This is a genomic window from Paracoccus sphaerophysae, from assembly GCF_000763805.1.
GTDB classification, from domain to species: domain Bacteria; phylum Pseudomonadota; class Alphaproteobacteria; order Rhodobacterales; family Rhodobacteraceae; genus Paracoccus; species Paracoccus sphaerophysae.
In genome coordinates this window covers 96212-118026 of record NZ_JRKS01000002.1, presented here as the reverse complement: position 1 = coordinate 118026, position 21815 = coordinate 96212, and the positions used below count along the sequence as shown (strand labels likewise).

Annotated in this window: 23 protein-coding genes and 1 tRNA gene; 14 read left to right on the top strand and 10 right to left on the bottom strand. The window is 70.3% G+C overall.

Annotated elements, in window-relative coordinates:
* The first annotated feature begins 2 nt into the window (after positions 1–2).
* Positions 3–98, top strand: a tRNA-Sec gene (locus IC63_RS01670).
* 54 nt (positions 99–152) lie between these two features.
* Here IC63_RS01670 and IC63_RS18335 read toward each other — a convergent pair.
* From IC63_RS18335 to IC63_RS01635, 6 genes are all read right to left on the bottom strand, one after another.
* Entirely contained in the window at positions 153–1055 is a 903-nt protein-coding gene (locus tag IC63_RS18335; RefSeq protein WP_198026219.1) for a hypothetical protein, read from the bottom strand.
* Between the two features lie 67 nt (positions 1056–1122).
* Positions 1123–1713: a hypothetical protein gene (locus IC63_RS01655; protein ID WP_232222477.1), complete on the bottom strand. Its 591-nt coding sequence runs from the start codon at positions 1711–1713 to the stop codon at positions 1123–1125.
* Positions 1714–2511 (bottom strand): ABC transporter permease, encoded by a 798-nt coding sequence (locus IC63_RS01650; RefSeq protein ID WP_036716309.1) that lies wholly within the window; start codon positions 2509–2511, stop codon positions 1714–1716. It lies immediately after the preceding gene.
* Positions 2508–3233: an ABC transporter ATP-binding protein gene (locus tag IC63_RS01645; protein WP_036716306.1), complete on the bottom strand. Its 726-nt coding sequence runs from the start codon at positions 3231–3233 to the stop codon at positions 2508–2510. Before IC63_RS01645 ends, IC63_RS01650 begins: the two co-directional genes overlap by 4 nt.
* Positions 3234–3287: 54 nt before the next feature.
* Positions 3288–3863, bottom strand: a complete 576-nt coding sequence (locus IC63_RS17815; protein WP_036716305.1) for a cupredoxin domain-containing protein — start codon at positions 3861–3863, stop codon at positions 3288–3290.
* Positions 3864–3973: 110 nt separating this feature from the next.
* Positions 3974–5059 carry a porin gene (locus IC63_RS01635; RefSeq protein WP_036716304.1) on the bottom strand — a complete coding sequence of 362 codons (1086 nt, stop codon included), beginning with the start codon at positions 5057–5059 and terminating at the stop codon, positions 3974–3976.
* Between the two features lie 318 nt (positions 5060–5377).
* On the opposite strand from IC63_RS01635, the gene IC63_RS01630 reads away from it, so the two are divergent.
* From IC63_RS01630 to IC63_RS01610, 5 genes are all read left to right on the top strand, one after another.
* Entirely contained in the window at positions 5378–5911 is a 534-nt protein-coding gene (locus tag IC63_RS01630) for a DUF3576 domain-containing protein (protein WP_052041780.1), read from the top strand.
* 99 nt (positions 5912–6010) lie between these two features.
* The gene (gene leuS / locus IC63_RS01625; RefSeq protein ID WP_036716303.1) at positions 6011–8554 is read left to right on the top strand and encodes a leucine--tRNA ligase; all 2544 of its coding nucleotides are present in this window, start codon (positions 6011–6013) and stop codon (positions 8552–8554) included.
* Positions 8541–9011 carry an LPS assembly lipoprotein LptE gene (gene lptE / locus IC63_RS01620; protein WP_036716302.1) on the top strand — a complete coding sequence of 157 codons (471 nt, stop codon included), beginning with the start codon at positions 8541–8543 and terminating at the stop codon, positions 9009–9011. Before leuS ends, lptE begins: the two co-directional genes overlap by 14 nt.
* Before the next feature lie 4 nt (positions 9012–9015).
* A complete protein-coding gene (holA, locus tag IC63_RS01615) occupies positions 9016–10044 on the top strand; it encodes a DNA polymerase III subunit delta (protein WP_036716301.1) in 1029 nt (342 codons plus the stop codon).
* Entirely contained in the window at positions 10041–11258 is a 1218-nt protein-coding gene (locus tag IC63_RS01610; protein WP_036716300.1) for a BaiN/RdsA family NAD(P)/FAD-dependent oxidoreductase, read from the top strand. The genes holA and IC63_RS01610 overlap by 4 nt, the downstream gene beginning before the upstream one ends.
* Here IC63_RS01610 and IC63_RS01605 read toward each other — a convergent pair.
* The gene (locus IC63_RS01605) at positions 11234–11860 is read right to left on the bottom strand and encodes a glutathione S-transferase family protein (protein WP_052041779.1); all 627 of its coding nucleotides are present in this window, start codon (positions 11858–11860) and stop codon (positions 11234–11236) included. The genes IC63_RS01610 and IC63_RS01605 overlap by 25 nt on opposite strands.
* A gap of 103 nt (positions 11861–11963) precedes the next feature.
* Here IC63_RS01605 and IC63_RS01600 point away from each other — a divergent pair, with 103 nt between their 5' ends.
* Positions 11964–13223 (top strand): MFS transporter, encoded by a 1260-nt coding sequence (locus IC63_RS01600; RefSeq protein ID WP_036716298.1) that lies wholly within the window; start codon positions 11964–11966, stop codon positions 13221–13223.
* A 20-nt stretch (positions 13224–13243) separates the two neighbouring features.
* Here IC63_RS01600 and IC63_RS01595 read toward each other — a convergent pair whose 3' ends face one another.
* Complete coding sequence (locus IC63_RS01595) at positions 13244–14158, bottom strand: ornithine cyclodeaminase family protein (RefSeq protein ID WP_084115369.1); 915 nt, start codon at positions 14156–14158, stop codon at positions 13244–13246.
* 135 nt (positions 14159–14293) lie between these two features.
* Between IC63_RS01595 and IC63_RS01590 the strand changes: the two genes are divergently transcribed.
* The 4 genes from IC63_RS01590 to IC63_RS01575 are packed head-to-tail and all read left to right on the top strand — an operon-like array spanning position 14294 to position 18917.
* A complete protein-coding gene (locus IC63_RS01590; RefSeq protein WP_036716294.1) occupies positions 14294–15985 on the top strand; it encodes a hypothetical protein in 1692 nt (563 codons plus the stop codon).
* 55 nt (positions 15986–16040) lie between these two features.
* On the top strand, positions 16041–17249 hold the full coding sequence (locus IC63_RS01585) for an MFS transporter (protein WP_036716292.1): 1209 nt from the start codon (positions 16041–16043) through the stop codon (positions 17247–17249).
* Positions 17242–18285 carry a glycosyltransferase family 4 protein gene (locus IC63_RS01580; protein ID WP_036716290.1) on the top strand — a complete coding sequence of 348 codons (1044 nt, stop codon included), beginning with the start codon at positions 17242–17244 and terminating at the stop codon, positions 18283–18285. Before IC63_RS01585 ends, IC63_RS01580 begins: the two co-directional genes overlap by 8 nt.
* Positions 18282–18917: a glycosyltransferase family 29 protein gene (locus IC63_RS01575; protein WP_036716289.1), complete on the top strand. Its 636-nt coding sequence runs from the start codon at positions 18282–18284 to the stop codon at positions 18915–18917. Before IC63_RS01580 ends, IC63_RS01575 begins: the two co-directional genes overlap by 4 nt.
* Here IC63_RS01575 and IC63_RS01570 read toward each other — a convergent pair.
* Positions 18910–19287: a hypothetical protein gene (locus IC63_RS01570; RefSeq protein WP_232222476.1), complete on the bottom strand. Its 378-nt coding sequence runs from the start codon at positions 19285–19287 to the stop codon at positions 18910–18912. The two genes, IC63_RS01575 and IC63_RS01570, sit on opposite strands and share 8 nt — an antisense overlap.
* Before the next feature lie 160 nt (positions 19288–19447).
* Here IC63_RS01570 and IC63_RS01565 point away from each other — a divergent pair, with 160 nt between their 5' ends.
* Complete coding sequence (locus IC63_RS01565; RefSeq protein ID WP_036716287.1) at positions 19448–20092, top strand: carbonic anhydrase; 645 nt, start codon at positions 19448–19450, stop codon at positions 20090–20092.
* An 87-nt stretch (positions 20093–20179) separates the two neighbouring features.
* On the opposite strand, the gene IC63_RS01560 is transcribed toward IC63_RS01565, so the two are convergent.
* Positions 20180–20983, bottom strand: coding sequence for a response regulator (locus IC63_RS01560; RefSeq protein WP_036716285.1), 804 nt, complete (start codon positions 20981–20983; stop codon positions 20180–20182).
* Positions 20984–21075: 92 nt separating this feature from the next.
* On the opposite strand from IC63_RS01560, the gene IC63_RS01555 reads away from it, so the two are divergent.
* Together IC63_RS01555 and IC63_RS01550 are read left to right on the top strand one after the other, a co-directional pair.
* Positions 21076–21222 (top strand): NepR family anti-sigma factor, encoded by a 147-nt coding sequence (locus IC63_RS01555; protein ID WP_036716283.1) that lies wholly within the window; start codon positions 21076–21078, stop codon positions 21220–21222.
* A 5-nt stretch (positions 21223–21227) separates the two neighbouring features.
* Positions 21228–21812 carry an RNA polymerase sigma factor gene (locus IC63_RS01550; protein ID WP_232222475.1) on the top strand — a complete coding sequence of 195 codons (585 nt, stop codon included), beginning with the start codon at positions 21228–21230 and terminating at the stop codon, positions 21810–21812.
* The last annotated feature ends 3 nt before the right edge of the window (positions 21813–21815 follow it).

Genomic DNA, 21815 nt, shown 5'->3' with positions numbered 1-21815 from the left:
GAGGAGGAGAATCGTCCCCGGTGGGGCGGCCGGACTTCAAATCCGGTTGAGGCAGCGAGCCTGTCTCGGGTGGGTTCGACTCCCATTCTCCTCCGCCAGAGATGCGAACGCCCCGCGCGATGGCGGGGCGTTTTCATGTCCGGTGGGCGGGATCAGCCGCGCAGGTCCAGCCCGCGCGCGGTGGGCGGCTGCCAGGTCTTGGATTCGGGGACCGCGCCGGCCGCGTTGGTGCCGATCTGCGATCCGCCCAAGCCCCCGGTCCAGCCGGTGGAGCCGGCATTGCCAGGCGCGGTGCCGTCCGCCGCGCCCTGCTGCGGGGCGGTGGCCGGGGTGGCGACGCCCGAGGCCGCGGCGGTCGCGGTGGCGTCCTGCTGCTCCTGCCCGGCCGTCGCCTGGTTCGAGGCAGGCTCGATCGCCGCGGCTGCCTGAGAGCCCGCGGCCGCGGTTTCGCCCGAGGGGGTGGTCACTGCCGGCGTGTCCGGTGCGGCGGCGGTCGTCGTGGTGGGGGTGGCCGTGGTGCCGGCCGTCGCGGTGGCGGTCGTCGTGTTCGCGGTCGTCGTGTTTGCGGTCGCGGGGGCGCCGGTCGCGGGATCCGTCCCGGCGGCCTGCGGGCCGGGGTGGACGGAATCGGTTCCGCCGGGCGCGGCGGCCGCGGGCAGCGGGGCGGCGAGCGCCTCTTGCGTGCTTTGCGGCGTCGCGGTCTGCGCGGGTTCGGTCGGCACGCCTTCGGCGGTCACGCCGGGTTGGGTCGCGCCGCTGCCGGCCGCGGGGGCCGTGTCAGTGGCCACAGGCGGGGCGGCGGCGGCGGTCGTCGCGGCTGGCTCTGTCGCGGCAGGCTCGGCTGCCGCCGTGGCCGGCGCACGTTCGGTTGCCGGGGGCTGCGGCTCGGCAGTCGTCGCAGCAGGCTCGACCGCCGCAGGCGTTGCGGCGGAGGTCACCGCAGGGGCCGTCGCGCCGGGCTGTTGCAGGGGCACGGTGATCGTCTTCACTTGCGCGAATGCCGGCGATGCGGCCGCAAGCAGCAGCGCGGCCAGCGGCATGGCTAGTCTGGGCATCGGTCCCCCCTTTGCGGTTCCTGACATGAGTTCGAACGCAGGATAGCGCGGCCCGTTCCCCGCGTCACTATTGCTGCGGCAGATGCGCCGAGATGGCGCGGGCCAGCGCGAACAGCCGCTGTTCCAGGATCACCGGGGTCTCGCAGACATAGGTAAGGCTCTGCTGGCGTTCGGTGAACACGCGGGTGTCCCAGTCCAGCGCCGCCTCTGCGGCGTCGATGGCGTCGAAGTCGGGCTTGTCGGCCTTTTCCAGCTCGGCCATGCGCTCGCGCCGCTGTTCCACCTGCGCGGCCAGCGCCACCTGCTTGTGGCCATAGCGCGAAATGCCGGCGATCAGCAGCGACCGATGCCGGTCGATGCGGTCGAACGCGGCCTGCATCAGCGCCGTCAGCCCGGCGGCGTCGTGGGTGCCGGCGAAGGCGGCAATCTCGGCCTCGGCCTCGGCGAGGGTCATCCGCCGTTCCACGATGCGGTCGGCGAGGGCGGCGACCTCGGGCGCCGGCTGGGAATTGGGATCGGGTGCCGGCCCGGACCAGACCTGCCCCAGCGACAGGTGCGGCTGCAGGACCTGCACGCAGGGCCAGTCGGCGGTCGGCTGCGCCGCCAGCGCCGGCAGCGCCAGCACCGTCAGCACGGTGGTCATCAGCAAGGCTCGCATCTATCCCCCCTTTCGCCGGACGCCCAGGCCGCGCGCCGGATCATACATGAAGACCGCCCCGGCGAAGAACACCGCCAGGCAGCCCAGCACGACCCCAAGGGACAGCCAGTTGACCTGCTGGTAAAGGGCAAACCGGATCAGCTCCACCGCGTGGGTGAAGGGGTTCATCGCGCAGATGTCGTGCAGCAGCGTCGAGGATTCCGCCATCCGCCACAGCGGATACAGCGCCGACGAGGCGAAGAACATCGGGAAGATGACGAAGTTCATCACCCCCGCGAAGTTCTCCAGCTGCCGGATCGCCGAGGACAGGAACAGCCCCAGCGCCCCCAGCATCAGCCCCGACAGGACCAGCGCCGGCAGCACGGTGACATAGCCCCAGGCCGGCGGGCGCACGTCCCAGAACCAGGCGATGGCGAGGAAGGCATAGACCTGCAGGATCGACACCAGCACCCCCGCGACCAGCTTTGAGGCCAGCAGGAACCAGCGCGGCCACGGGCTGACCAGCAGGGTGCGCATGGCGCCGGTCTCGCGGTCATAGACCATCGACAGCGAGGACTGCATGCCGTTGAACAGCTGGATCATCGCGCAAAGGCCGGGGGTCACGTAGACCTCGTACAGCACGTAGGTCTGGTAGGGCGGCGTGATCGACAGGCCCAGCACGGCGCGAAAGCCCGCCGCGAAGATGAACAGCCAGACCAGCGGCCGGACCAGCGCGGCGAGGAACCGGCCGCGCTGATTGACGAAGCGCAGCGCCTCGCGCCGGGCGATGCCCGAGAAGACGGTCAGCCAGCCGGTCATGCCTGCACCCCGGTGAGGTCGAGGAAGGCGCGGGTCAGGTCGCCGTCGGGCGCGGCGGTGGCGGCGGTGCCGTCGAACAGCACCCGGCCGCGATGCAGGATCACCAGCCCGTCCGAGGGCTGGATCTCGTCGAGGATATGCGTGGCCCACAGCGCCGAGACGCCCTGATCGGCGATCAGGCGGCGGGTCAGCGCCAGCACCTCGGCGCGCGATTTCACGTCCAGCCCGACGGTCGGTTCGTCCAGCAGCATCAGCTGCGGTCGGTGGATGAGGGCGCGGGCGATCTCGGCCCGGCGCACCTGCCCGCCGGACAGCGCCGACACCCGCGCCCCGGCGCGGTCGGCCAGATCGACCTGCGCCAGCACCTCGGCCAGCCGCGCGCGGGCCGCGGCGCGGGGCATGCCGTGCAGCGCCGCGTGATACATCAGGTTCTGCGCCACGGTCAGGTCGGCATCCAGCGCGCGGCTTTGAAACACCACGCCCAGCCGGCGCAGGGCCGCGCCGGGGTCGGTGCGCATGTCGTGCCCGGCCACCCGGATGGTGCCGCTGCGGCTGTTGTAAAGCCGCGTCACCAGATTGAAGAGCGTGGATTTCCCCGCTCCGTTCACCCCCAGCAGCGCGGTGAAGCCGCCATGCGGCACGCTCAGCGACACGTCGTCCAGCGCCCGGAAGCTGCCGAAATCATGGCTTAGATGCTGAATGTCGAGCGCGGGATCGGGCATGAGAGCTGTGGGTCGGGCAGGCGGCGCTTGGGCGTGGCCCGCTTGCCCGTGTCCTTACTGGATGGTGAAAACCGCCTGCTGGGTTGCGCCGGACGACCCGGGGACCGACAGGGTATATCGGCCAGGGACGATGGCGACGAAGCTGATCTCGGCCTCGCCCGCCGCGTCGAACTCGATCGAGTGGACGCCCATCGGGCGGATCTCGATGTCGTTGACGATCACCTCGTTGACCCAGACGGCGCGGAAGAAGTCGCCGCCCGACAGCGCCAGTTCCTGGCTGCCATCGGCCTTGATCCTGATGCGGTAATAGCCGCCAGATTTCAGCAAATATTCGGCCTCGGCGACCGGCTTGCCCGAGGCAAGCGTCAGCGGCGCGAGATCCTCGCGGTTGGACCGGACCATGATGCCCGAGGGGCCGAAGTCGTGATGCTGGACCGACGCTGCGGCGGCCGGAGCGGCAGTCGGGGTCGCAGCCGGGGCGTCGTCATCCGCGTCATCCTCTGCCGCGGCCGGCGCGGGCGTCGCCGCGGGCGCTGTGGTGGCCGGCGCGGTTGCCGCGGGCGCGGTCTGCGCGGCGGCCGGCATGGTGAAGGCTGCCCCCAGCAGCGCCGCAAGAACCAGCTTCATCATCCTGTCTCCCCCTCGAATGGCCGTTCAGGTCGGGGACCAACCGGACCAAAAGAAAAGAGCGGGCGCAAGGCCCGCTCTTTCCTTTTCTGTCGAAAGTCTGATCGGCTGGATCAGAATTTGAAGACCAGACCGAAGTCGGCCATCGTGCGGTCGGCCACGCTGTCGCCCAGCGCGTCGTCGCCCGAGACGTTGACCACGCCACCCTTCAGGGTCGCGCCGCCACCCAGGTCGTAGGACGCGCCCAGACCAACGACGTCAGCCGAGAATTCGTCGGCCGGGGTGTCGAAGGCCACCCGGCGCCAGTAGCCGGCCAGGCCGACACCGTTCGCCATGGTGTATTCGGCGCCCACGCCGAACTGGTCGACGTCCAGATCGCCGGTCAGGGTCGGGATGTCCTCGACCGTGGTGGTCATGTAGATGCCCTTGACCTTGACTTCGTTGAAGACGGTCGCGGCCGAGATACCCCAGCTGGTGTTTTCGTAGGCGCCGCCTTCGAAGCCCACCGGGTCGATGTAGAAGTCCGACTTTTCATAGCCGAAGCCGAACTCGTAGCCCGCCATCTCGTACTTGGCGCCCAGCGAGTAGGCGTTGTTGTCGCGGTCGATCGCCGAGTAGCCGACGTTCTGGTCCATGAACGAGGCGAACAGCTTGACGCCGTTGAAGCTGTATTCGTACAGCAGGCCGGCTTCGCTGTAGACGCTGTCGTCAAAGTCCGACGACGAGTAGCCGAATTCGTTCAGGTAATCGAGGCCCGACATCCCGATTTCCGGCAGGTCGCCCAGGGCGTTTTCCATGCCCGAGTCGATGTCCCCGGCGGTCAGCTTGCCGTAGGAACCCGACACCCACACCAGGCCCTTGTCAGCCGACAGGTTGTTGCGGACCGCGTAGCTGCGGGTGACCGTGCCATCGGTCTCGTCGATGGAGATCTGGCTGCCGTAGCGGGCGCGCTGCGCTTCTTCGGCACGGACTTCGGCGCCGAATTCCAGGCCCGAATCGCTGGTGCCGGTCATGGTGAACTTGACGCGGGCGCGGTTCACGACGTTCCAGGCCGAGTCGGTGGTGGTGCAGGCAGCGGTGGCGCACAGATCGCTGTCATAGCGCATACCGATCCGGGCGTCGCCCGAGACGGCGACTTCAGCAGCGGCGGCGCCGGTAAAGGCGACCAGGGCGCTGGTGGCGAAAAGAACCTTTTTCATGGCTTCCCTCTTGTCTCTCTGTCACCCCTGCCGGTTGGTCCGGCTTGGGTATGGGGCATAAGTCGCGCTTTCCCCCCTGCATTGCAACGATGGTGCCCCGGATCGCGGATGGATGGCGACGCTGTGATGCACATGCGCCACAGTCCGTTGCAGCCCGGCTTACGGCGGACCGCGGACGTCACGCTTGCGCGGGAAGTGGCGCGAATACAGGCGGTAACGCTTGTCGCGCGCCGCATATCCGCGCTATGCCTCGGTCCGGCGTCAGGTGCGCCCTTCCGGAACGGAAGCCTCGTCGAAGCATCGTGGAAAGCCCCCGCCATGACCCCTAGCGCCAAGACCGTCTGCACCCTGGCCCTCGGCGCCGCCGCACGCCGCGCCGCGCGCCCGATCCTCGTCGCCGGCCTGGCCCTGTCGGTCGCCGCCTGCGGCGGAAGCGGGGGAAAGGGCGGGCTGTTCGGGCTGGGACCGTCGGAACACGACAAGCGGCCCGTGAACGAGCGGCGCGAATCGACCATCTGGGACCTGTTCTCGAACCGCGACACCAGCAACCAGCAGGTCGCGGTGAACCGCTACCTGTGGAATGCCAGCCTAGACGTGCTGAACTTCCTGCCGATCCAGTCGGTCGATCCCTTTACCGGCGTCATCGTCACCGGCTACGGCACGCCTCCGGGCGGTGGGCGGTCCTATCGCGCCACGGTCCGGATCAGCGACCCGGCGCTGGACGCGCGCAGCCTCAAGCTGTCGCTGCAGGGCGCCGGCGGGTCGGCCGTGGCCCCCGACACGGTGCGCGCGGTCGAGGACGCGATCCTGACCCGCGCCCGCCAGCTGCGGGTCCGCGACGGGCAGCTGTAAGGCGGCCCGGCTGTAACCGGCGCTTTGCCCCCCGCAATCTGGACGGCATGACGCCGGGCGGCTAAACCCGCCCGGTCATCGACCGAGCGGAGCGCTGCCATGCCCTATGATCCTTCCCACAGCGAACCCCGCTGGCGCGCGGCGTGGGACAAGGCCGGCAGCTTTCGCGCCGTCCGCGACGAGCGGCCCAAGTATTACGTGCTGGAAATGTTCCCCTATCCCTCGGGGCGCATCCACATGGGACATGTCCGCAACTACACGATGGGCGACGTGGTGGCGCGCTATAAACGCGCGCAGGGGTTTTCGGTGCTGCACCCGATGGGCTGGGACGCCTTCGGCATGCCGGCCGAGAACGCCGCGATGGAAAACGGCGGCCATCCGCGCGACTGGACCTATGCCAACATCGCCACGATGCGCGACCAGCTGAAGCCGCTGGGCCTGTCCATCGACTGGAGCCGCGAGTTCGCCACCTGCGACGACGATTACGTCGCCCGGCAGCAGGCGCTGTTCCTCGATTTCCTCGATGCCGGGCTAATCTATCGCAAGGCGGCGGTCGTGAACTGGGACCCGGTGGACATGACCGTGCTGGCCAACGAACAGGTGATCGACGGCAAGGGCTGGCGGTCCGGCGCCCCGGTCGAGCGGCGCGAGCTGACCCAGTGGTTCTTCCGCATTTCGGATTACGCCGAGGAATTGCTGGAGGCGCTGGACGGGCTCAAGGGCTGGCCGGAGAAGGTCCGGCTGATGCAGGCCAACTGGATCGGCCGCTCGCGCGGGCTGCAGTTCCGCTTTGACACCGTGAACGCGCCGGATTTCCCGCAGATCGAGGTCTATACCACCCGCCCCGACACGCTGCTGGGCGCCTCGTTCCTGGCGATCTCGCCCGATCATCCGCTGGCGAAGTCGCTGGCCGGCGACCCGCGCGTGGCCGCCTTCCTCGAGGCCTGCCGCAAGGGCGGCACCACCGAGGAAGCCATCGAGACCGCGGAAAAGCTGGGGTTCGACACCGGCATCACCGTGCGCCACCCGCTTGACCCCGCGTGGGAGCTGCCGGTGTGGATCGCCAACTTCGTGCTGATGGATTACGGCACCGGCGCGATCTTCGGCTCGCCCGCCCATGACGAGCGCGACCACGAATTTGCGGTGAAATACGGCCTGCCGATCCGCGCCACCTTCGGCAAGCCCGGCATGACCGAGGCCGAGGCCGACGCGCTGGTCGCCACGGAGCCCTTCGTGCTGCTGAAATCCGAAACGGTCAGCTATGTCCGCGGCTTTGCCGGCGACCGCGACCAGACCGGCGACGAGGCCGTGACCGCCGCCATCGCCCATGCCGAGGCGCAGGGCTATGGCGAGGGCGTCACCAAGTTCCGCCTGCGCGACTGGGGCATCTCGCGCCAGCGCTATTGGGGCTGCCCGATCCCGGTCGTGCATTGCGAAAGCTGCGGAACCGTGCCCGAGCGCAAGGAGAACCTGCCGATCCTGCTGCCGCGGGACGTGTCGTTCGCCCAGCCCGGCAACCCGCTGGACCGGCACCCGACCTGGCGGCAGGCGACCTGCCCGTCCTGCGGCGCTCCGGCGCGGCGCGAGACTGACACGATGGACACTTTCGTCGATTCGTCCTGGTATTACGCCCGCTTCACCGCGCCCCACGCGCCGACCCCGACCGACCGGGCCGAGGCGGACTACTGGATGAACGTCGACCAGTATATCGGCGGCATCGAGCACGCGATCCTGCACCTGCTGTATTCGCGCTTCTTCGCCCGCGCGATGGTCAAGACCGGGCACCTGCCCGAGACCGCGAAGGAGCCGTTCGATGCGCTGTTCACGCAAGGCATGGTGACGCACGAGATCTATCTGACCCGCGACGACCGCGGGCGGCCCGTCTATCACCTGCCCGAGGACGTCACCGACGGCAAGCTGGCCGACGGGCGCGCCGTCGAGATCATCCCCTCGGCCAAGATGTCCAAGTCCAAGAAGAACGTCGTCGACCCGGTGGACATCGTGACCCGCTTCGGCGCCGACACCGCGCGCTGGTTCATGCTGTCGGACAGCCCGCCCGAACGCGACGTGGAATGGACCGCGGCGGGGGCCGAGGCGGCCTCGAAGTTCCTCGGGCGGCTGTGGCGGCTGGCCGAGGACAGCGGCGCCGGCAACGCGGGCGACCGCGAGGACGAGGCGCTGACCCGCGCCACCCACCGCGCCATCGACGAAATCACCCGCGCCATCGAGGGCTTTGCGTTCAACAAGGCGGTGGCCAAGCTGTATGAGCTCGCCAACGCGCTGGCGAAATCCGACGCCGCGGGGCATCCGCGCCGCGCCGCGCTGCGGGCGATGGCGCAGCTGATGGCGCCGATGGTGCCGCACCTGGCCGAAGAGGTCTGGGCGATGGCCGGCGGCATCGGCCTGGTCGTGGACGCGCCCTGGCCCAAGGCCGACCCGGCGATGCTGGTCGACGACACCGTGACCCTGCCGATCCAGATCAACGGCAAGCGCCGGGGCGAGATCGCCGTCCCCCGCGACATGGCCGCGCCCGAGGTCGAGGCGCTGGTTCTGGCCGACGCCGCCATCCAGCGCTTCCTGGACGGCAAGCCGCCCAAGAAGCTGATCGTCGTGCCGGGGCGGATCGTCAATGTGGTCGCGTAGGGCGGCCCTCGCCGTCGCCCTGCTGGCGGCGGGCTGCGGCTTTGCCCCGGTCTACGGGCCGGGCGGCGCGGGCACCCGGCTGCACGGGCAGGTGCGGGTGGCCGATCCGCAGACTGCCGACGACTATGCCTTCCTGCGCCGGCTGACCGAGCGGCTGGGTCCGGCGGAAACCGGGCGCTATGACCTCGCCTATACGCTGCGGGTCGCGGTGCTGCCGCAGGCGATCACCCCGGACGAGGTCACCACGCGGTTCTCGCTGAACGGCACCGCCACCTATCGGCTGACCGATTCGGTCACCGGGGCGACGGTGGCGCAGGGCGAGGTGTCGAACTTCACCAGCCATTCCACCGTCGGCACGGTGATCGCCACCAACGCGGCCGAACAGGACGCGCGCAACCGCCTTGCGGTGATGCTGGCCGATCAGGTCGTGACGCGGCTGCTGGCGACGGTGCCCTAGGGCGATGCTGCTGAAGGGCGCCGAGATCGCGCGTTATCTGGCCAGGCCCGATCCGACGCGGCCGGCGCTGCTGATCCACGGGCAGGACGCGATGCGGGTGGCGCTGAAGCGGGCCGAGGCGGTCGCCGCGCTGACCGGTCCCGATGCCGAGGCCGAGATGCGCCTGACCCGGCTGGCCGGCAGCGACCTGCGCAAGGACGGCGCGACGCTGATGGACGAGATCAAGGCGGTCGGCTTCTTCCCCGGCCCGCGGGTGGTGCTGGTCGAGGAGGCGACCGACGCCGTCGCGCCAGCGGTCGCCGCGGCGCTGGAGGCGTGGGCGCATGGCGACGCGGTGATCGTGGTCACGGCCGGGGCGCTGACGAAATCCTCGGCTCTGCGCAAGCTGTTCGAGCCGCACAAGACCGCCATCTGCGCCCCGATCTATGACGATCCACCGGGCGAAGAGGAGATCGCGCGCTGGCTGGCCGAGGCCGGGCTGCGCGCGGTGCCGCCGGCGGCAATGCGGGACCTGACCACCCTGGCCCGCGCGCTGGACCCCGGCGATTTCCGACAGACGGTCGAAAAGATCGGGCTTTACAAGTTCGGCGACGACACGCCGCTGACCCCCGACGAGATCGCGGCGCTGGCGCCCACCACGGTGGAAGCCGACGTGGACGAGCTGATCGACGCCGCCGCCGAGGGCCGGTCGGACGCGCTGGGCCCGCTGATGCGGCGGATCGAGACGCAGGGCATCGCGCCGGTCACCATCTGCATCGCCGCGCTGCGCCATGTCCGGGCGCTGCACCTCGCCGCCTCGGACCCCGGCGGGGTGCAGGCGGGGCTGGGGCGGCTGCGGCCGCCGGTCTTCGGCCCGCGCCGCGACCGGATGGGGCGGCAGGCACAGGGCTGGGGCGGGCGGGCGCTCGAGGATGCGATCCACCTGCTGATCGAGACCGACCTGACGCTGCGTTCATCCTCGCGCGCGCCGGCGATGGCGGTGATGGAACGGGCGCTGATCCGGCTGGCGATGATGCCGCGGGGGCGGCGGTGACGGCCAAACAGGTCCCGGCGCTGGTGATCGGGGCGGGACCGGCGGGGCTGATGGCTGCCGAGGCGATCGCGGCCGCAGGCCACCGGGTCGTGGTGACCGAGGCGATGCCGACCCCGGCGCGCAAGTTCCTGATGGCCGGCAAGTCGGGGCTGAACCTGACCCGGGACGAACCGGCGCCGGACTTTGCGGCGCGGCTGTCGGGCAGCGCCGCGGCGGGCGGTTGCGACCTGCAGGCGCTGGTGCGCGGCTTTGGCCCGGCCGAGGTGTCGGCCTGGGCGCGCGGGCTGGGGATCGAGCTGTTCACCGGATCGACCGGGCGGGTGTTCCCGGTCGGCATGAAGGCTTCGCCACTGCTGCGGGCCTGGCTGGTGCGGCTTGCCGGGCGCGGGGTCGCGCTGCGGACCCGCTGGCGCTGGTCGGGCCTGACGGACGGCGCCCACGTCTTTGCGACGCCCGAGGGCGAACGCCGGATCGCCGCGCGGGCGGTGGTGCTCGCGTTCGGCGGGGCAAGCTGGCCGCGGCTGGGATCGGACGCGGCCTGGGTCGCGCCGTTGCGCGCGGCAGGGGTCGAGATCGCGCCGTTCCGGCCCGCGAACATGGGCCTGCTTGTGGACTGGTCGCCCGAGATGGCCCGGTTTCACGGCGTCGCGGTCAAGGGCGCGCGGCTGACGGCGGGGGCCGCGGACAGCCGGGGCGAATGGGTCATCACCCGGCACGGGATCGAGGGCGGCGGCATCTACGAGATCGCCGCGGCGCTGCGCGATGGCGCGGCGACACGGGTCGACCTCGCGCCCGACCTGACCGTCGAGGCGCTCGCGGCGCGTCTGGCGCGGCCGCGCGGCCGGCTGTCGGTCGGCAACTGGCTGCGGCGGGTGCTGGGCGATCCGGCCAGGGTCGCGCTGCTGCTGGAATGGGGCCGGCCGCTGCCGCAGGACCCGGCGGCGCTGGCGCGGCGGATCAAGGCGCTGCCCCTGCGCCACGCCGGGCCGATGGGGCTGGAACGGGCGATCTCCTCGGCCGGGGGGATCACCGCGGCCGCGCTGACCCCGGACCTGGAACTGCGGGCGCTGCCCGGAGTCTTTGCGGCGGGCGAGATGCTGGACTGGGAGGCGCCGACCGGCGGCTATCTGCTGACCACCTGCCTTGCCACCGGGCGCCACGCCGGGCAGGCGGCGGCGCGGCGGCTGGGTCAGGCCCAATCGGCGGTGCGATAGGCCGGCCGCGCCTCGACCCGCGCCAGGTAATCCCGCAGGATCGGCTGGGAGACGGGGCGTTCATACCGTTCCGCCCAGTGCAGACAGTGGCCCAGCACGATGTCGGCGATGGTGAAGCACGACCCCATCAGCCACGGGCCGCCGCTGTCCTCAAGCTCCTGCGCGATCCGCTCGGCGCCCTTGTCGACGGAATCAGCGACCCAGGCGCGCACCACCGGATCGGTTTCGGCCCGGAACCGCTGGATCATCAGCGTCCAGCACATCATCGGCGTGGCGAGACATTCCAGCACCATGTGCACCCAGGCATCCTGGCGCGCCCGTTCCACGCTGCCCGCGGGGAAGGTCAGCGCGTCGTGGTGGTCGGCCAGCCAGGTCAGGATCGCGGTGGAATCCTGCAGAATGGTCCCATCGGCAAGTTGCAGGGCCGGCAGCCTGCCGCCCGGCGTGCGGGCCCGCGCCGCGTCGGTGAAGGGCATCACCCGTTCGTGGCGATAGGTCAGGCTGAGTTCTTCCAGCAGCCACAGCAGGCGGAAGGCGCGCGTGCCCCCATATCCGATCACCGTATACATGCCGTCGCCCCCGCCCAGCTCGCGTCCCGTCATCCTAGCCCGATGATCTTACCAGCCGGTAAATCGCCGCCTGGGGGTCATTGACCTTGCCTGCGGCACGTTGTCAGGGTGCACCACGACCGCCCGGAGCCGCGTCATGCCGCACACCCAGTCCCCCGCGAGGCTGTTCACCCCGATCCTGATCGGCGGGTCGATCATCCTCATGATCAACTTTGCCCTGCGGGCGAGCTTTGGCGTCTTCCAGATCCCGATCGCCGAGACCTTCGGCTGGCCGCGGGCCGAATTCAGCCTGGCGATCGCGATCCAGAACCTCGCCTGGGGGATCGGCCAGCCGCTGTTCGGCGCCCTTGCCGAACGCTGGGGGGACCGCTGGGCGATCATCCTGGGCGCGGCGATGTATTCGCTGGGCATGGTGATGAGCGCCATGGCCACCACCCCCGAGGCGATGCAGCTGTGGGAGATCGCGGTCGGCTTCGGCATCGCCGGCACCGGCTTTGGCGTGATCCTCGCCATCGTGGGCCGCGCGGCCAGCGACGAGAACCGCAGCCTCGCGCTGGGGATCGCCACCGCCGCCGGGTCGGCGGGGCAGGTGATCGGGGCGCCGCTGGCCGAGGGGCTGATGGCCTTCATGCCTTGGCAGCAGGTGTTCCTGGTCTTTGCGGCGCTGATCATGACGGTGCTGCTGTTCCTGCCGATGCTGCGCTCCACCCGCCCGGCCAGCCGGGCCGAGCTGGAAGAGAGCATGGGCAGCGTGCTGCGCCGCGCCTTCACCGACCCGAGCTATCTGATGATCTTCGCCGGGTTCTTTTCCTGCGGCTATCAGCTGGCCTTCATCACCGCGCATTTCCCGGCGATGGTGACCGAGATGTGCGGCCCGATCGCCCCGGACGGCGGCCTCGCGGCGCTGGGGATCACCTCGACCTCGGCGCTGGGCGCGGTGGCGATCTCGGTGATCGGGATGGCCAACATCGCCGGCTCGATCCTGGCCGGCTGGCTGGGCAAGCGCTATACCCGGAAATACCTGCTGGCGGCGATCTATACGCTGCGAACGATCATTTCCGCCTGGTTCATCCTGACCCCGATCACGCCGGTCACGGTGCTGGTGTTTTCGCTGAGCATGGGGGCGCTGTGGCTGGCGACGGTGCCGCTGACTTCGGGGCTGGTCGCCTATATCTACGGGCTGCGCTACATGGGGACGCTGTACGGCTTCGTCTTCCTGTCGCACCAGCTGGGGTCGTTCCTGGGCGTCTGGCTGGGCGGCAAGCTGTACGACATCTATGGCGACTACACGATCGTCTGGTGGGTCGGCGTCGGCGTTGGCGCGTTCTCGGCGCTGATCCACCTGCCGATCCGCGAGGCGCCCTCGCTGATCGCCCCGCGCCCCGCCGCGGCCTAGGCCGCGCCGCTTTCGGCTGTCTAGGCCGCGCCGCTTTCGGCGACCGACAGGATGTAGCTCGCGGTCATCAGGTCCAGATGCGCGCCGCCGCCATTCTTGGCCACCGTGATCTCGTCATCCGAGCGGCGGCAATAGGCCCCCGCCGGCAGGTCGTAGAAATCGCCGAGGATGTCACTTTCCCGGATCACCCCCTGGTCCAGCGGAGCCTGGATTTCCCCGATATGCCCGATCGTCGTCGCCCGGTTGTCGACGAACAGGCGCGCCCGGCGCAGCACCTCGTCGTCAGCCTCGCGCATGTCGGGGCGATAGGCGCCGATCAGGTCGACATGGGTGCCCGGAGACAGCCATTCCCCGCGCAGCACCGGCTGGGTGGCCATCGTCGCGGTGGCGATGATCTCGGCGTCGCTGACGGCGGGTTCCAGATCGCTCACGGCCTGGCTGCAGGTCCGCCCGGCCAGCTCGGCGGCCGACCCGCCCGAGCGGCTCCACACGCTGACGCGGGCGTCGGGGATCAGGGCGCGGTAGGCCTCGATCATGCTTTCCGCGACGTGGCCGGCGCCGATGACCAGCACCCGTCGCGCATCAGGGCGCGCCAGCCGGCGGGCGGACAAAAGGCTGTCGCCGGCGGTCTTCCATTTCGTCACCAGGTGGAAATCGACGAGCGCCCGCAGCGCTCCGGTGGTGTCGTCCAGCAGGTTCACCACGCCGTTGATCATCGGCAGGCCGCGCGCGGGGTTGCCCGGAAACACGCTGGCCGGCTTGACCGCCAGCCCCAGCCCGTCGATCCAGGCGCTGCGGGTCAGCAGCGTGTCGTCGCCGCGATACAGGAAGGTGTCCGCGACCTCGGCCCGCGGCAGTTCGTGCCCCTGCGCCAGCGCGTCCGTCAGCGCGATCCAGTCGAGCCGCGGTTCGATGTCCCGTCCGATGATCTGCATGGTTTCCGCCACCTCGCCGCCCATTGTCCAGATTGGCTTGTCGCGCAGGGTTAGTCCGGTCGGCCTTGGTGGACAACCCTTGCAGGCTGTGGTTTCGATTCTCACCCGATTTCAGATTGCGCCGAGCCCCTCCCGATGCCGACCCTTCCGCCAGCGCTGCGCAGCATCGCCCGCGCCGTCCGCCATCGCGGCGCGTGGCAACTGGTCAAGCTGGGCGTGCGGGTGCTGGGCAGCGAGGGGACCGCCGGCGTCCGCCGCCGGCTGGCGGCGCATCATGCGGCGGCGCCCCGCCTGACGGATCCCGGCGCGGACCCGAAATCCTTTGCGATCATCACCACCCCCCATGTCCAGCACATCGCGCGCCACCTGGCCGCGATCCTGACCGAACAGGGGTTTTCGGCTCAGATCACCACCGATCCCGCGGGCGCGGACGAGTTCGCCCATGTGCTGGTCCTGACTCCGCAGATGTTCGACCGGCTTCCGCCGAACTTCATCGCCTTTCAGATGGAACAGTCGGTCAGCGACCGCTGGCTGACCGGGCAATACCTAAAGCTGCTGAAATCGGCGCGGGCGGTCCTCGACTATTCGGTCGATAACCTGACCGTGCTGCGGGACGGCGGGATACCGCTGGACCGCCTGTTTCACGTCCCCCTGGACGTCGATCCGGGGCTGCTGCGCCCGGACCCCGGACCGCGCCGGGGGGTGCTGTTCTACGGAGACGTGTCCAGCCCCAGGCGGCAGCGCATCCTGTCGCGCCTGGCGACCGTGATACCCGAGCTTCGGATTGAGACGGCGCTGTTCGGGCCGGCTCTGGATCAGGCGCTGTGCGAGGCGGCGGTGGTGCTGAACGTGCATTTCTACGAAGGCGCGCTGCTGGAGACCGCCCGGTTGACGCAGGCCATGTCCCATGGCGCGCCCGTCGTCAGCGAGGCGGGCGCGGATCAGGACCGGCACGGCGACCTGGCCGGCATCGTGGATTTCGCGGCGGCCGGCGATGTCGAGGACCTGATCCGGCGGGTGCGAAAGCTGCTGGACGACCCCGTGCATGCGGCCGCTCGGTTCGCCACCATCGACGCCCATGCGGCGCGCCCCGACAACCGCCTGCGGGCAGGGTTCCTGAGGTTTCTTCTGGCGGAAGGTCTGATCTCGCCCGCAGCCTTCGATCAGGCGGTACCGCAGTGGCAGCCTCCGGCACCGGCTCCGGCGCGGCTTTGCCTAACCCTGCCGGAAACGCCCGCCCGCCTTGCGGCATTCGCGGCCCAGGCCCCGGCCGCTGATTTCACCGCCTGGGCGGGGTTGCGCGGCCGTCCCGGGTGGCGCGGGGCGGCCTTGTCCCATGCCCGGCTGTGCCGCGACCTGCTGCGCCAAGGGATCCACGAGGCGATCATCTGCGAGGATGATGTCGTTTTCCCGGACGGGTTCCAGACCAGATTTGCGGCGATCCGCGATCATCTGGATGCAGCGGACGACTGGGAGATGTTTTCGGGCTATGTCGCCGATGCCGGGGCTGGCTGGACGGTGCGGCCGCGCTGCCGGGCGGGGGACATCGACCTGATCGACAGCGACCGCGCCGTCAGCATGGTCTTCAACATCCTGCGCCGCCCGGTCCTCGAACATCTTGCCGCCTGGGACCCGGGCAACGACGACCCCTTCACCAACACCATCGACCGCTGGCTGGAACGCCGCAAGACGCGGGTCGTCATTGCGCTTCCGTTCCTTGTCGATCATGCCGAGGGGGGGTCGACGCTGCGGGCGGACTCGGTCACGCATTATCGGCGGCTGGCGGACGCCTCTGCCGGGCGGCTAAGCAGGGCGGCCGGGCTGTGACCGGCGGGGTGCAGGACCGGTTACCCCGCGAGCTGGGGCCGAGGATGAGGCGGGAATGTCGAGCTTTCTGAACGCAGGGATCATCGCGCTGACGCTGGGCTATACGCTCAGCCAGTTCTACCGCGCCTTCCTCGCGGTGCTCAGCTCGACCCTGCTTGAGGAATTGGGGGCGACGCCGGGCGATCTCGCGCTGTCGTCGGGGATGTGGTTCCTGTCCTTTGCGCTGATGCAGCTGCCGGTCGGCTGGGCGCTGGACCGGATCGGGCCGCGGCTGACGGCGGCGGTGTCGCTCGCGGTCGGCGGCGGCGGCGGCGCCGCGGTCTTTGCGATGGCCACCGCGCCCTGGCACCTGCACGTCGCGATGGCGCTGATCGGGATCGGCTGCGCGCCGGCGTTGATGGCGGCCTATTACATCTTTGCCCACGACCATCCGCCGGCGAAATTCGGCATGCTGACCGGGGCGATGGTGGGGCTCGGGTCGGCCGGCAACATCCTGGGCGCGGCGCCGCTGGTCTCGCTGATTCACGCCATCGGCTGGCGGCCGGCGCTGTGGCTGCTGGTGGGCGTCACGCTGGCGGTGGCGGCCCTGCTGGCGGTCACGGTGCGCGATCCGGTGCATCACGACGGCCCGCCCCGCGGCCGGGTGGGCGAGCTGTTCACGCTGCCCGCGATCCGGCTGATGCTGCCGCTGATCTTCGTCAGCTACGCGGCCTCGGCGGCGATCCGGGGGCTGTGGGCCTCGCCCTATCTGCACGAGGTGTTCGGCGCCGACGACGTGATGGTCGGCCGCGCAACGCTGGCGATGGGGCTGGCGATGGTGGTCGGCAACCTCGCCGCCGGGCCGCTGGTGCGGCTGGCCGGCAGCGCGCGGCGGGCGCTGATCGCGGGCCACGCGATCTCGGTCGCGACCCTGGCGGCGCTGTGGCTCGCCCCCGGCTGGCGGCTGGGGCCGGCGATCGTCCTGCTGGCGCTGGTCGGGCTGACCGGGACCAACTACACGCTGCTGATGGCGCATGCCCGGCAGTTCCTGGCGCCGCACCTGGTCGGGCGGGGGATGACCCTGCTGAACATGGCGTCGATCGGCGGGGTGGGGGTGATGCAGTTCGCCTCGCGCCCGCTGCACATGAGCGCGAGCGCCGCCTATCCGCCCGCGCAGGCCTATTCGCTGCTGTTCCTGTTCTTCCTGCTGCCGCTGATCCTGGGCTTTGCGATCTTCCTGCTGGCCCCCGCCCGGCCCCCGGCCACGGACCCGGCGCATGGCTGAGATCGAGGTCGTCGCCCCGAACCTCAAGCGCCGCCTGTCGGGGGTCACCGCGACGGTGGTGCGGCTGATCCCGGTGCAGGCGCGGATGATCGGCATCGTGGCGACCGGGCCGGGGCTGCCGGCCGAGCTGCCGCATATCCCGCTGGCCCGCGCCGCCACCCTGCCGCGCGACCGCTGGCGGGTCTGGCACGCGCGCCGCAACACCGAGATGGCGCTGGGGCTGATCCTGCGCCACCTCCTGCGGCGGCGCTATCGGCTGCTGTTCACCAGCGCCGCCCAGCGCGCCCATACCGGGTTCACCCGCTGGCTGATCCGGCGGCAGGACGCGCTGATCGCGACCTCGCCGCAGGCCGCGTCCTATCTGGAGCGGCCGGCCACGGTGATCCTGCACGGCGTGGATACCGCGATCTTCCAGCCCGCCCCTCGCCGCGAGGCGCTGCGGCGGCAGCTGGGGCTGGACCCGGAGGCGGTGCTGATCGGCTGCTTTGGCCGGGTGCGGGCGCAGAAGGGCGTCGATCTGCTGGTCGAAGCAGCGCTGAGGACCTTCCCGCGCCATCCCCGGGCGCAGCTGATCTTCACCGGCCGCATCACGCCGGACAACCGCGCCTTCGCCGACGGCCTGATCGCGCGCGCCGACGCCGCCGGGCTGGGCGACCGCATTCGCTTCCTGGGGGAAATCCCGTGGGAGGATGTGGTGCGCCATTATCAGACGCTGGACCTGTTCGCCGCGCCGGCGCGGTGGGAGGGGTTCGGGCTCACCCCGCTCGAGGCGATGGCCTGCGGGGTGCCGGTGGTCGCGTCCCGGGTCGGCGCCTACGAGACGCTGATCCGCGACGGCGAAACCGGCACGCTGGTCGCGCGCGACGACGTCGAGGGGCTGACCGCGGCGCTGGATCGCTGGCTGTCGGATGACGCTGGCCGGGCCGCGGCGGGGTTGGCGGCGCGCGCCCATGTCGTCGCGCATCACGCCATCGAGGGCGAGGCCCGTGCCATCGTGCAGGTCTATCGCCGCCTGCTGGACGAGGGCCTCCGATGACTCCGCTGCGCTTCTACGCCGCCAGGACGCTGCGGAACGAGCCGATGCTGCGGTCGCTGTCGGTGCCGCTGTCCGAGCTTGTGGCCCAGCTGGGCGGCAAGCGGGTGGCGCTGGTCGGGAATGCGCGGTCGCTGGCCGAGGGGACGCAGGGCGCGCAGATCGACGCGGCCGACCTGGTGGTCCGGATCAACCGCGCGCCGATGCCCGCGCCCGAAAGCCACGGCACCCGCACCGACTGGCTGGCGCTGGCGGTGCGGCTGCCGCAGGCGGACCGCGCCCGGCTGGCGCCCGGCCGCATCCTGTGGATGTCGCCCAAGCGCAAGCGGCTGGACTGGCGCAGCGCGCACAGCCCGGGCTTCTACCTGTTCCCGCTGGACGATTATCAGGCGCTGGAACACGAGCTGGGCGCCCCGCCCTCGACCGGGTTCATGGCGATCCGGCTGCTGCTGGAGGCCCCCCTTGCCACGCTGACGCTGTACGGCTTCGACTTCTTCGCCTCGCGCTCGCTGTCCGGGTCGCGCAGCGCCGAGCAGGTGCCGCACGACTTCGCGGCCGAGGCCGCCTGGGTCGAGGATCGCGCCGCCCGCGACCCCCGGCTGCGGGTCGCGCCATCCGCAGGCCGGGTCAGCTGACCAGCGGGCCCGGGCCGCTGCCGTCCCAGATCTCGGTCAGCGAGCGGTTGCCGATCCGCATCAGCCGCGCCAGCGTCGCGGCAAGGCCGGTCGCGTCGCGCCGTTCCGCGCAGGCCACCACGTCGATGGCCACCCCCGCCAGCGAGGTCAGCCCCACCTGCCAGGCCAGCCGCGACAGCATCTCGGCCCGCTCGGCCAGGCGCGCGGTGTCGCCCGCCATCGCCGCCTCTCGCGTGTCGGCCAGAGCCGCCGCGAGTTGTTCCAGCGCCGCGCAGATGATGTTCTGCGCCGCGGTTTCGCCGAGCTCGTCGACGATTTCGCCGAGCCTTCGCGTATCGACCAGCACCGCTTCGTGCATGGCCAGAACCATGAGGTTCCCCATCCCGTCACCCCGTTTCCACACCCGTGTCCCCACACGTCCGAAGAAGATGACCGCAAGCGGCTAAGATTTCCTTATCGCGGCGGCAGGAAACCTCTCGAATTTGACGCACCTGCCCGCTACTTACCGGCAAACCCGCGAGGAGGCGCCCATGACTTCGACCCGTCCGCTGCCCCAGTATCTCGTCCAGCGCTATCACGGCTGGCGCGCGACCGCCTTCACGGAAAACCGCGCCTGGTATCGCCGGCTGGCCGACGAGGGCCAGCGGCCGCGGGCGATGGTGATCTCGTGCTGCGATTCGCGGGTGCACGTCACCTCGATCTTCGGGGCCGACACGGGCGAGTTCTTCATCCACCGCAACATCGCCAACCTGGTGCCCGCCTATGCGCCGGACGGCGAACAGCACGGCACCTCGGCCGCGGTGGAATACGCGGTCAAGGAACTGAAGGTCGCGCATCTGATCGTCATGGGCCACAGCCAGTGCGGCGGCGTCGCCGGCTGCCACGCGATGTGCGCCGGCCACGCGCCGGAACTGGACGAGGCGACCAGCTTTGTCGGGCGCTGGATGGACATCCTGCGGCCGGGCTATGAGCGGATCAAGCACCTGCCGGAGGACGAACAGATCGCGGCGCTGGAACGGGCGGCGGTCGAGGTCTCGCTGGACAACCTGATGACCTTCCCCTTCGTCGCCGCAGCCGTCGAGGCGGGCGAACTGTCTCTGCACGGCCTGCTGCACGACATCCGCGACGGGCAGCTGTGGTCACTGGACGGCAAGGGCGGCTTCGTCTCGATCTGAGCGGCCGGCGGGCCCCGTGTCAGCCAAGGGAAAAACGGCGTCCCCGACCCCGGAGACGCCGCTTTTGTCATGTCCGCCGGCTGGGGATCAGGCGACGCCCAGACCGTCGGTAGAGGCGAAGAACATCGCCTGCGACACCGCCGAGCGGACCTGTTCCTCGGAATAGGGCTTGGAGATCAGGAAGGCCGGTTCCGGCCGGTCGCCGGTCAGCAGGCGTTCCGGGAAGGCGGTGATGAAGATCACCGGCAGATCGCCGAGGCTGCCCAGCAGCTCGTTCACCGCGTCGATCCCCGACGACCCGTCGGCCAGCTGGATGTCGGCCAGGATCAGGTCGGGACGGCGGTCGCCGGCGAGTTCAATCGCGGCGGTGTGGGTGCGGGCGATGCCGGTGACCTCGTGGCCCATCGCCTGGACGATGCCCTTGAGGTCCATGGCGATGATCGTCTCATCCTCGATGATCATCACCCGGCCGCGGATGGCGCGGCCCATCTCGTTCAGGGCGATCTGGACCAGCTCTTCGGCCTCGTCCTGGTCGACCTGCATGATCTGCGCGATCTGGTCATAGCGCAGCTCCTCGATCGTGCGCAGCAGCAGCGCCTCGCGCGAGTTCGCGGTCAGGCCGCGCAGGTGGCCCTGGGCCGCAGCCTCGCGCCCCGACTGGTCCTCGCTGGCGACCGGCTGGCCCGAGCTTTGCCAGATCGCGTGAAACGTGCGGAACAGCCCGATTCGCGTGTCGTTGTCACTCATCAGGCTGCGATCCGACAGGATCGCTTCCAGCGTTGCGGCGGCGTAATTGTCGCCAGCGGTCTGGCTGCCGGTCAGGGCGCGCGCGTAGCGGCGCAGATAGGGCAGCTCGCGGCCGATGGATTGAGCAAGATCAGCAGCGGACATGGTATTCCTCAAAAATCGTCCCTGTTGGGGAACCTTGACGTGCTGTAGCGGTTGGGCAACGTGCACACAAGATTTCCGGGATAAACAATTAAATGAACACGAGGCGGGAAGAAAGAAAGCGCGCCGCCCTAGAAAAGCAGATCGACGAGAATCTGCGGCGCGTATACGAGCAGGAGACGTCGCAGGAGGTCCCTGATCGCTTCCTCATGCTGCTCGAACGCCTGCGCGAGCAGGAATGATCCCCATGACAGCATCGGCAGACAACAAGGCGCTGTCCGGCGCCAACCCGCGTGATGAACTGGTCGATCACCTGCCCGCCCTGCGGGCCTTTGCACTGTCGCTGACCCGCGACGGCGCGTCCGCCGACGACCTGGTGCAGGACACTATCGTCAAGGCGTGGACCAACATCGAGAAGTTCCAGCCCGGCACCAACCTGCGCGCCTGGCTGTTCACCATCCTGCGCAACACCTTCTATTCCGCCCGCCGCAAGACCCGGCGCGAGGTCAGCGACAGCGACGGCATCCATGCTGCGCGCCAGGCGACGCGCCCCGAACATGACGGCCGGCTGGCAATGAACGACTTCAAGGCGGCGTTGCTGCAGCTGCCGGACGAACAGCGCGAGGCGCTGATCCTGGTCGGCGGGTCCGGCTTTTCCTATGAAGAGGCCGCCGCGATGACCGGGGTGGCGGTCGGCACCGTCAAGTCGCGCGCCAACCGCGGCCGCCGGCGGCTGGCCGAGCTGCTGCACATGGCCGAGGGCGAAGAACTGGACATGACGGACGCTTCGACGCTGGCAGTCATGGCGGTGAACCATCCGGTTTCGCGGTAGGCG